At 68.6% G+C, this 13744-nt stretch carries 7 protein-coding genes; 2 read left to right on the forward strand and 5 right to left on the reverse strand.

From position 1 onward, the window contains the following. Window positions 1–16: 16 nt before the first annotated feature. Window positions 17–1342, forward strand: a complete 1326-nt coding sequence (locus LRK53_RS04980; RefSeq protein ID WP_027493315.1) for an ABC transporter permease — start codon at window positions 17–19, stop codon at window positions 1340–1342. Window positions 1343–1347: 5 nt separating this feature from the next. After that, on the forward strand, window positions 1348–2583 hold the full coding sequence (locus LRK53_RS04985) for an ABC transporter permease (protein WP_425504534.1): 1236 nt from the start codon (window positions 1348–1350) through the stop codon (window positions 2581–2583). Window positions 2584–2798: 215 nt separating this feature from the next. On the opposite strand, the gene LRK53_RS04990 is transcribed toward LRK53_RS04985, so the two are convergent. The 5 genes from LRK53_RS04990 to pgmB all read right to left on the reverse strand — a co-directional run bounded on the left by LRK53_RS04990 (window position 2799) and on the right by pgmB (window position 13663). Beyond that, window positions 2799–4187: a sigma-54-dependent transcriptional regulator gene (locus tag LRK53_RS04990; RefSeq protein ID WP_027493317.1), complete on the reverse strand. Its 1389-nt coding sequence runs from the start codon at window positions 4185–4187 to the stop codon at window positions 2799–2801. Window positions 4188–4372: 185 nt separating this feature from the next. Then, window positions 4373–6631: a glycoside hydrolase family 65 protein gene (locus LRK53_RS04995; RefSeq protein WP_235642539.1), complete on the reverse strand. Its 2259-nt coding sequence runs from the start codon at window positions 6629–6631 to the stop codon at window positions 4373–4375. A gap of 18 nt (window positions 6632–6649) precedes the next feature. Beyond that, window positions 6650–7918 (reverse strand): MFS transporter, encoded by a 1269-nt coding sequence (locus LRK53_RS05000; RefSeq protein WP_027493318.1) that lies wholly within the window; start codon window positions 7916–7918, stop codon window positions 6650–6652. Window positions 7919–8015: 97 nt separating this feature from the next. Next, complete coding sequence (locus LRK53_RS05005; RefSeq protein ID WP_027493319.1) at window positions 8016–10562, reverse strand: TonB-dependent receptor; 2547 nt, start codon at window positions 10560–10562, stop codon at window positions 8016–8018. Between the two features lie 77 nt (window positions 10563–10639). Continuing rightward, window positions 10640–13663, reverse strand: coding sequence for a beta-phosphoglucomutase (pgmB, locus tag LRK53_RS05010; protein WP_027493320.1), 3024 nt, complete (start codon window positions 13661–13663; stop codon window positions 10640–10642). Window positions 13664–13744 lie beyond the last annotated feature (81 nt).

Raw genomic sequence — 13744 nt, forward strand, 5'->3', positions numbered from 1 at the left:
CACTCAGGGGGTGACCTTGTTAACGTATTACTTGGATCTGGCCTGGCGCAGTTGCCGGCGCAGCAAGGCGCTGACCGCGCTGGTGGTGCTGCTGATGGGTTGCGGCGTGGCCACCTGCATGGTCACCTTCGCGGTGTTTCGCGTGGCCGCGGCCGATCCGATTCCGTGGAAATACGACCAGTTGTTCGTGCCGCAGATCGACAACTTCGGGCCGGCGCACAACGGGAAGGGCGAGCCGCCGATCCTGCTCAGCTACACCGATGCGCAGGCGCTGCTGCACGCGCGGCAGGCGAAGAGGCAGGTACTGATCTACGGCAGCAAGTGGACGCTGCTGCCGGACGACGCGCGGCAGCAGCCGTTGCCGCAGGAAGGCGATGCGGTCAGCAGCGATTTCTTCGCGATGTTCGACGCGCGCTTCCGCTACGGCGGCGGCTGGTCGGCCAGCGATGACAACCAGCGCGCGGCGGTCGTCGTGATCAGCAGCGCGCTCAATCAGAAGCTGTTCGGCGGCGCCGACAGCGTGGGCCGCGAGATCAACCTGGACGCGCACGTCTACCGCATCGTCGGCGTGCTGGACGACCGGGAGCCGCGCCCGCGCTACTTCGACGTGGCCAGCACGTTCTATGCCTTCAGCCATCCGCGGCAGCTCTACCTGCCGTTCAGTCGCGCCATCGATGTGCAGAAGGCCACCACCGGGCAGTTCTACTGCAGCGCGAATACCGTCGGTCCCGACCTGCCGGACTGGAGCAGCGTGCTGCGCAGCGAATGCGCGTGGGTTGCGGCTTGGGTGGAATTACCGGCGCACGCTGACGTGGCGCGTTACCGCGACTGGCTGCGCAACTACGCGGCTGAGCAGCAGCGCCTCGGTCGCTTTGGCTGGTCGCCGAATGTGAGCTTGTCCAATGTAGGGCAGTGGCTGCACGTAATGAAAGTGGTGCCGAAGTCGTCCGCGCTGTCGCTGATCGTCTTGGTGAGCTTCCTGCTGATCTGCCTCGTCAACGTGATCGGTCTGATGCTGGCCCGCTTCATGCGTCGTGCGCCGGAGATCGGCGTGCGGCGCGCGCTGGGGGCGTCGCGCGGCGCGATCTATCGCCAGTTCCTGACCGAGGCGGCGGCGATCGGGCTGGCTGGTGGCTTGCTGGGCCTGCTGCTGACGGCGCTGGGCATGGCGGGTATTGGCGAGGTGTTCGAGCCGGAGATCGCCCGGCTGGCGCGGCCGGATACGTCGCTGTTGCTGCTGACCGTGCTGGTCGCGGTACTCGCCACCTTGATCGCCGCGCTGTATCCCACCTGGCGCGCCGCCCAGGTGCAGCCGGCGTGGCAGCTGAAGTCGAACGGATGAGCACGATGCAGATTCGACCGATCCTCGCTGCGCTGCGTCGACACAAGATGGCCACGCTGCTCATTGTGCTGCAGATCGCGCTGACCCTGGCGGTGGTCAGCAACGCGCTGTTCATCGTCAAGACGCGGGTGGTGCACCTGTCGCGCCCAAGCGGTACCGACGAGGCGCATCTGTTCGCGATCAACAACCAGTGGATCGGCCAGCCGGACGTGCCGCATATCCACGCGCAGATGCACGCCGACCTGGCGACCTTGCGCAAGTTGCCGGGCGTGCGCGACGCGTTTGCCAGTCAGGCCTACCCGATGCAGGAAAGCGGCGGCGGGCTGGTGCGCATCAAGCATCGGGTCGAGGAAAAGAAGCTGCAGCTGGCGCTTTCCTATTTTGCCGACGAGCACGCGATCGACACGTTCGGCATCGCACTGGTGGCCGGCCGCAACTTCCGCGCCGACGAGATCGGCAGCCTCGGCCCGTACGACAAGGTGGCGCCGGCCGTCATCATCATCACGCGCGACCTGGCCCACAAGCTGTTCCCTGACGGCGCGGCCGTGGGTCGGCGCGTGTATCTCGGGGACGACGGCCCGAGCACGATCATCGGCGTGGTCGATCGGCTGCAAGGCAGTTACGCGGGCAGCGGCGTACGTTCGATCGACGAATACACAGTGCTGCTGCCGGCGCTTCGCGCCAGCCCCGACGATGGCGTGATCTATCTAGTGCGTGTGCAGCCGGGCCGACTGGAGGCGGCACTGCACGCGGCGCCGGCGTCGCTGCTTGCACAGAACCGCATGCGCCTGATCAGCCCGGAAGATGGCGTGGTCACGCTGACGCAGGCCCGCACGAAAGCTTATGCCACCGATCGCGGCGTGGCGATCATGATGGGTGCGATGTGCACCTTGCTGCTGCTGGCGACCGCCGGCGGGATCGTGGGCTTGAGCAGCTTCTGGGTCGGCCAGCGGCGCCGTTCGATCGGCGTACGGCGTGCCCTGGGCGCGACGCGTGGCGACATCCTGCGTTATTTCCAGACCGAGAACGCCTTGATCGTCGGTATCGGCGCGGTGCTGGGCGTGGCGCTCGGCATCGTCGCGAACCTGTCGTTGATGACGCACTACGAGCTGCCGCGGATGCCGCTGTGGCTGCTCGGCGTCGGCGCGCTGTCGCTGTGGCTGCTCGGCCAGCTGGCCGTGCTCGGCCCGGCGCGGCGCGCTGCCGCCGTGCCGCCGGTGGAGGCGACACGCTCAGTATGAGCCGGTGCTTTGGTAAGGCGGGCAGCACCGGCCGCTCTTCGGTATCGCATGGCAGGAGCCGGCGGGCAGTGCCCGCCCTACGATCCGGAACCTTGTTGTAGGAGCGCACCCCCGGATCGAGTCCGGGGCAGGCTCTGTGCGCGATGCTCTTCATCACGTGACGGAAAGCATCGCGCACAGGGTGCGCTCCTACAGGGAGACCTCAGGTTGCGCCTTTAGTCGATGCCTAGCTTCTTCAGCTTGTAGCGCAGCGCGCGGAAGGTGATGCCGAGTTTGCGGGCGGCGGCGGTCTTGTTGTAGCGCGATTCCTCCAGCGCCTTGACGATGGCGGTGCGCTCGAGGTTGCTGATGTAGTCGTCGAGGCCGCCGTCCGCGCCGGTGCTGGCGGCCGCGGCGGGTGCCGACGGCTGTCCCGGTGCCGCCGGTTCGTGGCTGGGCCGCGCGCTGCGCTGCGGCAGCATCAGGTCGGCCGCCTCGATGGTGCTGCCGTCGCACATCGCCATCGCGCGTTCGAGGATGTTCTCCAGCTCGCGCACGTTTCCGGGGAAGTCGTAGGCTTCCAGCGCGCCGCGGGCGGACGGCGACAGCTGGCCGACGCTTTCCCCACTCTTGCCGGCCAGTGCTTTGAGGATGAACGCGGACAGCTGCGACACGTCGCCGCGGCGTTCGCGCAGCGGCGGCACGCGCAGCTCGATCACGTTGATGCGGTAGAACAGGTCCTGGCGGAACTGGCCCTGCTCGACCAGCTGGCCGAGGTTCTTGTGGGTGGCCGACAGGATGCGCGCGTCGACCGGGATCTCGTCGCGGCCGCCGATCGGGCGCACCGCCTTTTCCTGGATCGCACGCAGCAGCTTCACCTGCATGTGCAGCGGCAGCTCGGCCACCTCGTCGAGAAACAGCGTGCCGCCCTGGGCGGCCTGGAACAGGCCTTCCTTGTCGGTGCTGGCGCCGGTGAAGCTGCCCTTGCGGTGGCCGAAGAACTCGCTTTCCATCAGCTCGGACGGGATCGCGCCGCAGTTGACCGGCACGAACGGGCCGCTGGCGCGCGGGCCCTGCTCGTGGATCAGTCGCGCCACCAGCTCCTTGCCTACACCGGATTCGCCGGCGATGTACACCGGCGCCTGGTTGCGCGCCAGCTTGGCGATGGTGGCGCGCACCTGCTGCATGGCGCTGGAGTCGCCGATCAGGCGGCTGGAGTCGCCGGTCTTCGCGGCGGCGGCGCCGCTGCGCCGTTCCTCGGCCAGACGCAGCGCGGTGCGCACCAGCCCGCGCAGCATCTGGATGTCGACCGGCTTGGAGACGAAATCGAATGCGCCGGCCTTCAGCGCGTTCACTGCGGCGTCGACGTTGCCGTAGGCGGTGATCATCGCCACCGGCATGTCGGGATGCTCCGCGGCAATCAGTTCGATGATTTCGTGGCCGGTGCCGTCGGGCAGCCGCATGTCGGTGAAGCAAAGGTCGTAACTGCGTTCGGCCAGTGCGCGGCGTGCCTCGGCGACGGTGCCGACGGCGTCGACCTGCAGGTCCATCCGTCCCAGCGTGATGGTCAGCAGTTCGCGGATGTCGCGTTCATCGTCGATGACCAAAACGGTCTGGGGATTCATGGCATGGCGCGTGGCAAACGATGCGTCAGAGAATAACCGGCCGCGGGCTGCGGGGCAAAGATCGGCGGCCGTCCGGGCGGCGGTCGAAACAGCGCAGCGTCGCCGCATGCGATGCGGGCATCGGCGGCTGGGCGAAATGCCCATGGCCGCATGCCGGCCAGGGCCTGCAACCCGGCGCCGGCGGTTCAGAGCGCGTGGCGGACCAGCTCCGGCTTGCCGTCGGCGGCGCGGCGCACCGTGATGTCGTAGTAGCGGCCGCGCAGGCTTACGTGCCTCAGCGTGAACGACTTCCACGCCGGTGGCAGCACCGGCGCGTAGGCTTCGACCAGTCCGTCCCGTTTCAGGCGCAGGCCGGTGAAGCCGTAGAGGATGTTCTGCAGCAGGCCGCCCGAGGCGGTCAGAAAATAGCCGGTGTTGTTGGTGGCGGTCTCGGTGCGCGCGTTGAACGGCGGCTGCAGCACGCGGGTAGTCAGGTTGCGCTGGAACCAGGCGCCGGCCGTCTGCGCGTCGCCCAGCGCGGCGGCGGCGATCGACACCGGCGACAGCCCCATGCTGTTCGGCTCCTGCTGCGAGCGGCCGGTCAGCGTCATCGCGTAGTCGAAATCGTTGCGGCGCACCTCGGCGCTCATCGGCAGGTCCAGCGAGGGATAGGCGAGCGCCGGCAGCGCGGTGTCGCCCCAGGCGTCGATGTCGTGCGGCACGTTTTCGTCGAAATCCAGATGGTGGCCGTCCTTCACCGAGAACGGGATGTACAGCTGCGCCGCGACCTCCGACCAGTGCGGGTCCGGTCTTGCGCCGACCACGGCCGCGGCGGCGACGGCGATCTCCAGCGCCTTGCGCGCCGAGGCGTTGGTGAAGGTGTCGTTCGGCACGTCGTTGTAGGCCTCCAGCACAGAGGTGACGTGGTGGATCTCGTAGCGGTGCCGGTCTGCCACCCAGGTCGCGCGGCTGGCCCAGAAATCCGCCACGTCGCGGATCACCGGCCAGCCGTGGCGGGCCAGCCACTGGCGGTCGCCGCTGGCCAGGTAGTACTGCCACTGGGCGATGGCGATGTCGGCGTTGACGTGGATCTCGCGCTCGCCGAGCACGTAGGCCATGTGCGGGGTCTGCTCGCTGCCGTTCTGCGGATCGGCCTCCCACGGGAACATCGCGCCGCGCAGGCCGCGGGCCTGCGCCCGGGCCTCGGCCGCCGGCAGGGTGCGGGAGCGGAACATCACCAGCGATTTCGCCCGCTGCGGATGCAACAGCAGCAGCGCGGGAAAGACCCAGGTGTCGCTGTCCCAGAACACGTGGCCGGCGTAGCCGGGCGTCATGCCGCAGGCGCCAGTCGGCCAGGCGGTGTCGGCGGTGACGTTGGACAGCAGGTAGTAGAGGTCGGAGTGCACGACCTGCTGCGCCTGCGGATCGCCGTCGATGCGGATGTCCGATTGCCACAGTTCGCTCCAGGCGTGGCGGTGCGCGTCCAGCAGGCGATCGAAGCCAGCCGTGCGCGCGGCCGTGGCCAGCGTGCGGTCCGCCTTCGCGTCGCCACCCCAGCCCGCGCGCGACAGCGCGACGAACCTAGTGAAGGTGTAGGTCTGGCCCTTGCGCACCTTTGCGGTGAGGTTCAGCGCCAGCCGATAACGGCTCCGGTAGACCCGCAGGTCGCTGGGCTGCAGGTCCGCGGGCAGCTCGATCGCAGCCGCCTCGGCCATCGACAGGCCTTGTTCGGCGCGGCCGTCCAGCCACAGCGTGCGGTCGGCCGCGTCGCCGTCGGCGGCCGTGACGTGGGTGTCGCCGTGGTACCAGAGCACCGCGCGGTCGGGCGTGGCCGGCGCGACCGGTTCGAGCTTCAGCTTGTGCGCCGCCACCGCCTCCTGCATCTCGTCGCCGCTCAGCCGCGCCAGCGGAAGGCGCGGCTGGTGCGGCGCCCACAGGTTCAGCGCGAACGACAGCTGCACCTCACCGTCGAACTCCGGCGTGATCGACAGCCGCGTCGCGGCGAGATGGGGCGAGGCCTGGCTGACCAGGCTGGTCACCTCGATGCGCGTGGCCCGGCCATGGTCGAGGTAGCGGTAGCGCGTGGTGAGCGTGCCCTCGCGCATATTCAGCTGCTGCTGGTAGTCCTGGAACACGGCCGGGTCCAGCGCGGCCCGGTTGAGCCAGAAGTGGCCGGCTGGCGAGTGGCCGGTGCTGTAGTCGATCTCGCTCCAGCCAGGCACCGCGGCGGGACGCGAAATATCGTCCTTGGCGTAGTCCATGAACGCGACCAGGTAGGCCAGGTTGCCCTCGGTGCCGCGCGGCGAGGTCAGCGTCGACTGGTAGCCGTTGCCGAGCTGGCCGGGAAAGTAGCTGGCGAAGTCCTTCGCGGTGGCCGTCAGCAGGAAGCTGGGGTCAGTCGCGGCTTGCGCCGGCGCGGCGACGATCAGGAACAGGCCGGCGAGGAGTGCGTGGCGCAGTTTCATGATCGCTGCAGGCGGCGGCTATTTCGCGGTGATCCTGATCGCCACCGGCGCCTCGGCGCCGGCGCGGTCGGTCTCGCGCTTGAACAGGAACAGCGTGGCCAGGATCAGGCTCATCGGCAGCAGCGAGAAATAGAACGCGTGGATGCCGTCGAAGCTGGCGAACACCCGGGCGGTGATGTACGAGCCCAGCGTGCCGCCGAGCGCGGAGAACACCACGATCAGGCCGGTCATCGCCGCATGCATCGGCTTGGGCAGCGAGCTCAGCGCCACCGAGTTGATCACCGGGTAGATCGGCGCCATCAGCAGGCCGAGCAGCGGGATCAGGTACGCCGCCAGCGGCGCGTTGAACCAACCGACGTCCGACCGCGCCACCACGCCGCGCGCCAGCGGCAGCACCAGCACGACCAGGACGGCCATCGCCACCACGCATGCGTTGAGCAGTACGTGCCAGCGCACGCGTTTGAGCACCACGCCGGCGCCGATGCGGCCCAGCGCGGTCATGCCGGCGAGGATGCTGGCGAACTGGATGCTCATCGTGTTCGGCAGCTTCAGGATCTCGTTGTTGAAGGTGGGCAGCCAGGTGCCGAAGCTCTGCTCGATCAGCACGTACAGGAACGCCGAGGCGAGGAACACGTACACCAGCGGCCGCACGAACAGCCGCAGCATCTCCAGCAGCGAGTCGGAGAACGAATTGTTGTGCCCGTGCGCGTGCGCGGCGCTTTCGTCCAGGCGGCTGCTGGCCAGCAGCACGATCACCAGCGCGCAGGCGCCGGCCAGCAGCCAGTACACGTTGACCCACACCGGGTTGCCCGGGTGCAGCGGGTCGACGAACGCGCTGAACAGCCAGTTGCCGCCGAGCACGCCGAGCATGAACAGGCCTTCGATGGTGTTGGTCAGCCGCGAGTGGGCGACGCGGTCCGTGGTGAGCAGGCCGATCGAGGAATACACGCAGACCTTGGCCATCGCAAAGCCGACGCCCACGCAGGCGAACAGCAGCCGCGTGGTCAGGAAGCTGGGGTAGAGCGGCATCAGCACGCAGGCGGCGCCGACGATCGCCAGCGCCAGCATCATCGAGCGCCGGTAGCCGAACATCGGCAGGAACGAGGCGACCAGGAACGAGGTAAACGCGATGGTGAGGTCCTTGTAGCGCTCCAGCGCGCTGGCCGCGGGCTTGTCGATGCCGAACGTGGCGATCGACTGCAGGATCACCGTGCCGACGCTGTTGAGCAGGATCGCGAAGATCATGTAGATCAGTGCCAGCGCGACAATCATGCGGATTCGGTTCATGTCACCCCCGGCGGTACGGTGTCGGTACGGCGGAAAAACGCGGTCCGGACCGCCCTGAGGTTTCGGTCCGGACCGCGTGCCCTGCAACAACCCAGGCTTAGAACAGGTACTTCACCGTCACGTTGACCTCGCGGCCTTCCATCGGGCGGGCGAGGATCACGCCATCGGTGCCGGCGGCGGAGCCGAAGATGCGCGAGTTGCTCTCGGTCAGGCCCAGTTCGTCGGTCATGTTGGTGCCTTGCAGGCGGATCTGCCAGCTCTTTTCCACATTGGCGACGATGCCGAAGTCCCAGGTGTTGTAGCTGCCGAGCTGCTGCAGCGCGGACTGGTCCTGGGTGTGCGCGCCGACGTGGGTGTAGGTCACGAAGGCGGTGACGTCGCCCCAGGAGAACGGCAGGCGGTAGCTCGGCGTGAGCATGTAGCGCACCTTCGGCTGGCGCTGCAGCTGCTTGCCGTTGATGCCGATGCACTGGGTGGAGCCGCTGACCAGGTCGGTAAACAGGAAGCAGGAGTTGTTGTGCGTGTAGTGGCCGTCCAGATAGTTGGCGACCACCTGCAGCTTGAAGTTCTCGAACGGTGTGACCGCGCCAGCGAGGTTCACGCCCTTGGAGTCGGAGCCGTACAGCGCCTGCCCGCCGACCGGCACGCCCTGGCCGTTGGTGGGCTGGTAGGCCAGGCCGTTGAACTGGCGGTGGTACACGCTGATGTCGGCGTAGAACAGGTCGGACTGGTACTTGAAGCCGCCTTCGAAGTTCTGCACCTTCTGCAGCGGCGGGGTGTTGCCGGTGGTGTTGCCGCGCAGCGCGTTGTCGAAGTCGCCGAAGTGCGCGCCCTTGTTGGCGCGCACGTAGACGCTCATGTTGTCGGCCAGCTCGTAGTTCACGCCGACGGTCCACGACGGGTGGGTCTTGTCGTAGCGGGTTTTCGCCCAGGTGCCGTTGCATACCGGCACGCTGTTGTCGTACAGCGTGTTCAAGTTGCCGTCGAGGTTGACGTTGGTGAGGTTGCACACGTTGTTGGTGGCGTTCTCGTTCTCGATGCGGCCGGACACGTCGATCAGCCACTTGCCGATGCGCCACACATCGGACAGGTAGAACGCCTTGTTGGTGGCGCTGCCGTGCTGGGCGATGTTGTAGGCGCCGTAGTCGAGGAAGCCCTGGCCGTCGGTGAGGTACTTGGTCTGGCCGTTGTCGACGTAGCTGACCCGGATCGGCTGCGCGTTCGGCGCGTTGGTCATCAGCATCTGGTTGCCCAGCGCCCACTTGTCGTTCATGGTGTAGTGGGCCAGGTAGAGGCCGCCGGTGAGCGTGTTGCCCTCGAACAGCTCCTTGCTCAGGCGGAAATCGTTGCTGATGTTCTTCAGGTGTTTGTGGATGTACCACCAGCCCTGGTGGATCACGCTCTGGTTCGGGTCGACCAGGCCGCCGCCGTTCACGTAGCTGGCGGTGGCCGAGCCGGCGGGTAGGCCGAAGCCGCCCATGCTCGGGTCGTTGGTGTAGAGCATGTCGCTCATGCGGCCGGGGTTGTTGCCCGAGAACAGCGCGTTGGTGTCGACGTCGCCGCCGTCGAGCAGGAACTTGTCCGAGATGTTCCAGCCGTTGCCCAGGTCGTAGTCGAAGTTGCCGCCGAAGAAGCTGAACTTGGTGCCGCGGCCGTTGGCCAGGTTGGCGTCGGTGCCGCCGCCGGGGTAGCCGGGCAGTTGCACGTGCTGGATCGCCTTGCTGTAGTAGGTGTCGGTCAGCGGATCGAAGCCGGGGTAGGCGCTGAAATGGTCGGTACCGCTCTGCAGCAGCGGAATCGGCGTGATGAATTGGTTCTTGTCGTCGAGGTGGCGCGCGTACAGGGTCAGGCTGCCGTTGTCGCTGTCGTGGCTCAGCGTGGCGGTGAACTGGCCGCCCTTGTCCGCGGCGAACTGCGGGTCGCGCACGCCGTCGGAATCGCGATAGAAGCCGCCCACGCTGCCGTACCAGTTGTTGCCGAGCGGGAAGCCAAGGAAGCCGTCCACGCGGCGCAGGTTCTCGCTGCCGTAGGTGACGCCGACGCTGCCGCTGGGCACGTCGGTGCCGGTCTTCAGCATGAAGTTCGCGGTGGCGCCGATCTGGCCGTCGCCGAACACCACCGACGGGCCGCCCTGCAGGATCTCCACCCGCTCGACGGTGTCGTCGAGGCGGAAGAGCGAGGTGGTCTCGAAGAACGACAGGGTGGGCATGCCGTACAGCGGCGAGCCCATCAACTGGGTGCTGAAGTAGGGCGCGTCGCCGCCGCCCGGGAAGCCGGCGATCTCGATGTTGGCGCCGGTCTGGCCGCCGGTGGATTCCGGCCACATGCCGGGGGAGATCTTCAGCAGGTCCGCCGTGCTTTTCGGGTTGGCCATCTTGATCTGCTCGGCCGAGGCGGTGGTGACCGAGTAGCTGGTGTCGATCTTGCGCAGGCCGCCAGTGGCGGTATTGCCGGTCACCACCACCTGCTCGAGGGACTTGGCCTTGGCGGCGTCGGCCTTCTGCTCGGCCGTGCTCTTCTTCGCCGGCGCCTGGCTGGCTGGCGCCGGCGCGGGCGTGGCGTCCCGGGCCACGGCCGCGCCGCAGAACAGGATGGCGGCAATGGCCACCGGAAGGCTCAGTCTCGACAGCTTTTTGGTCTTCATTTCGGTTACTCCCCACCAGTTGAGTTGAATTGTTTTTGACCGCGCAACGCAGCGTGCCGGCTGCGCGGAAGGGCCGCTCATGCTATGAAACGGCTGATGTCGAACGCGGCAATGTCCGGCAGCAGCACATCCGCTTGGTCCAGCTCCTGCGCGCGGCCGATGCCGACCGCCGCCATGCCCGCCGCGTGCAGGGCGGCGATGCCCGCCGCGGCGTCTTCCACGCCAAGGCATTCCCCCGGGGCCAGCCCCAGCCCGCGCGCCGCCGCCAGGAAGATCTCCGGGTCGGGCTTGGAGCGGGCGATGCGGCCGGCGTCGACCACGCAGTCGAACAGCGTGGCGATACCCAGCCGCTCGAGCAGTTGCGGCGCGTTGCGGCTGGCCGAGGCCAGCGCGGTCTTCAGCCCGGCGCGGCGCACGGACTCCACCGCGGCGCGCGCGCCGGGCAGCAGGTCCTGCGGGCCGAGGCGCCCGATCAGTTCGATGTAGTGGGCATTCTTGCGTGCGGCGAGCGCTTCCTTCTCCGTCTCGCTGTAGGAGCGCGGCGCGTGCTCCAGCAGGATGTCCAGCGAGCCGCGACGGTCCACGCCCTTCATGCGCCCGGCGGTGATTTCGTCGAGCGGTGCGCCGATCTCGTTGGCCAGCTGCTGCCATGCCGCGCGGTGCAACACGGCGGTGTCGGCGAGCACGCCGTCGAGGTCGAACACCACCGCCTTCAGCGGCGGCGGAGCGACGGAGCCCGCGCAGGGCAGGTGCAACGGCTGGCCGGCGTGCAGGCGCTGCGGCAGGCCGTCGTGCAGGAAGGTGAGCGAGCTGCCCTCGGTGAGGGTGTAGCGCGCGCCGTCGCCATCGACCTCCACGCGCAGGTGCGCCCCGCGCCAGCGCAGGCCGAAGCGGTAGCTTTTCCATGCCGCCGGCAGCCGCGGCGCCAGCGCGGGAAGGCCATCGTGCACACGCAGCCCGCCGTAGCCCCAGCTCAGCGCCAGCCAGCTGCCGGCCATTGCCGCCATGTGCAGGCCGTGCGCCGCGTTGCCGTGCAGGTCGTCCAGGTCGACCCGCAGGGTGTCGAGGAAATAACCGTGCGCCTTGTCGGCGTAGCCCACTTCGGCCGCGAGCACCGCGAAGGTGGAGGCGGACAGGGTGGAGTCATGCACGGTGACGCCTTCGTAGTAGTCGAAGTTGCGGCGCTTGGCGGCCACCTCGACCTGCTCGCCGGCCAGCATCAGGGCCAGCAGCGTATCGGCCTGTTTGCAGACCTGGTGGCGATAGAGGGTGAGCGGATGCAGCAGCAGCAGCAGCGGCTGCCGGCCGGGCGTGGCGGCGAGCTGCGGCGGCAGGCGCGGCTTGTCGAGGAAGCCGTCGTCCTGCGGGAAGATGCCGAGCGCGGCGTCCACCGGCAGGTGCATCGCGCGCGCGGCGCGGCGCCACTGGCTTGCCTCGTCCGCCTGCAGGTTGATGCGCGCGCCCAGCGCGGCATGTTCGGCCGGGTGGCTCAGCGCCATCCAGTCGGCGACGTCGGCGGCGTCCTGCAGGTGCCGCTGCGCCATGCGGTTGGTGTAGTGGTTGTTGTCGACCAGGGCGGAGTATTCGTCCGGGCCGGTTACCTCGTGGATGCAGAAGGCGCCGCCGTGGCGCGCGCTGAAGTGTCCGATCTGCAGCCAGATGCGCGCGGTCTCGAACAGCATTTCGGCACCGTGCGCGAGCAGGAACGCGTCGTCGCCGCTGGCGTCGACGTAGAGGCGGATTGCCCAGGCCACTGCCGCGTTGATGTGGTACTGCGCCGAGCCGCTGGGGAAGTACGAGGAGCACTCGTCGCCGCTGATCGTGCGCCACGCGTACAGCGCGCCGTGCGGGTGGTCCAGCTCACGCGCATGGCGGCGCGCGTGGTCCAGCGTGCGGTAGCGGTACAGCAGCATCGCGCGCGCCAGTTCCGGCGCCAGGGTGGCCAGCACCGGCAGCATGAACACCTCGGCGTCCCAGAAATAGTGGCCTTCGTAGCCTTCCCCGGTGAGGCCCTTGGCGGCGGTGGTGCCGTGGCTGTCGCGGCTGCTCGACTGGAACAGATGGAACAGGTTGAAGCGCAGCGCCTGCTCGGTCGTCGGGTCGCCGTCGATGGCCAGGTCGGCCTGCGCCCACAACGTGGACAGCGCCCGGGCCTGGCGCGCCAGCAGCGCCGGGTAGCCGAGTGCGTCGGCGGTATCCAGCGAGGCGCGGGCGCGGGCGAGCAGGTCGGTGGCCTGATCCCCGCCCAACGGCGAGCTGAAGGCATAGGCGACGTATTTTTCCAGGCTGACCGCCTGGCCGGGCGCCAGCACGCCCTCGTAGACCTGGGTGACGCCGTGCGGTGCCAGGTTGGCGTGGCGGAAGCGCAGCTCGCCGGCATGCCGCTGCCGCTGCGCGCAGACCAGCCGGATGCCGCTGTGGGTGGTCTGCTGGCCGACCCAGGCGAGGTCCTCCCCGGCGTGGGCGTCGCAGGTGCCCAGGCCGCCGTTGATGCGGCTGCCGATGCGTGGATCGAAGCCCTGCTCGGCGGCTTCGCGCGCGGTGCTGATGGACGACTCCAGCGTGATCGGCCCGGCGTAGTCGAGCGAGCGCACGCGGTAGTGGATCGCCAGCAGCCCGGCGTCTTCCAGGCTCACGATGCGCTCGGCCTCGATCTCCAGCGTGGCGCCTTCCGGCGAGCGCCAGCGCAAGCGGCGCCGGTAGCAGCCCTGGCGCAGGTCGAGCACGCGTTCGAAATGCAGCCAGGTGCCCTGGTCCAGCCGTACCGGCGTGTCGCCGAGGCGCAGGTGGATGCGCGCGGCGTCGGCGACCGGGATGCGCGTGTCGGTATGCGCGGCAAAGCCGGGGAACCGTTCGTGGTAGTCGATCGGGCTGCGTTCCCACACGGCGGACAGCAGGGTGGCCTGGCTGGCGCTGTCGCTTTCCTCCAGGTTGCCGCGCACGCCGAGGGTGCCGTTGGCCAGCGCGAACAGGCTCTCGTCCTGCGCAAAGCCGGCCGGGTCGGTGCCGTGGCGCACCAGCAGCCAGGGGTCGATCACGACCTCGGCGCCGACGGACGGCACCTCGGCATCGAGCAGCACGGCTGCGTAGCTGTCCACCATGAGTCCCCATTTCTCCGTCCGGCGCACCGGGCCGGGCGGCCCGCGAGGCTGCGGCTGGCGGCGAGCTTGGCAGCAATTGTT

This window comes from Rhodanobacter thiooxydans, assembly GCF_021545845.1.
Classification (GTDB): domain Bacteria; phylum Pseudomonadota; class Gammaproteobacteria; order Xanthomonadales; family Rhodanobacteraceae; genus Rhodanobacter.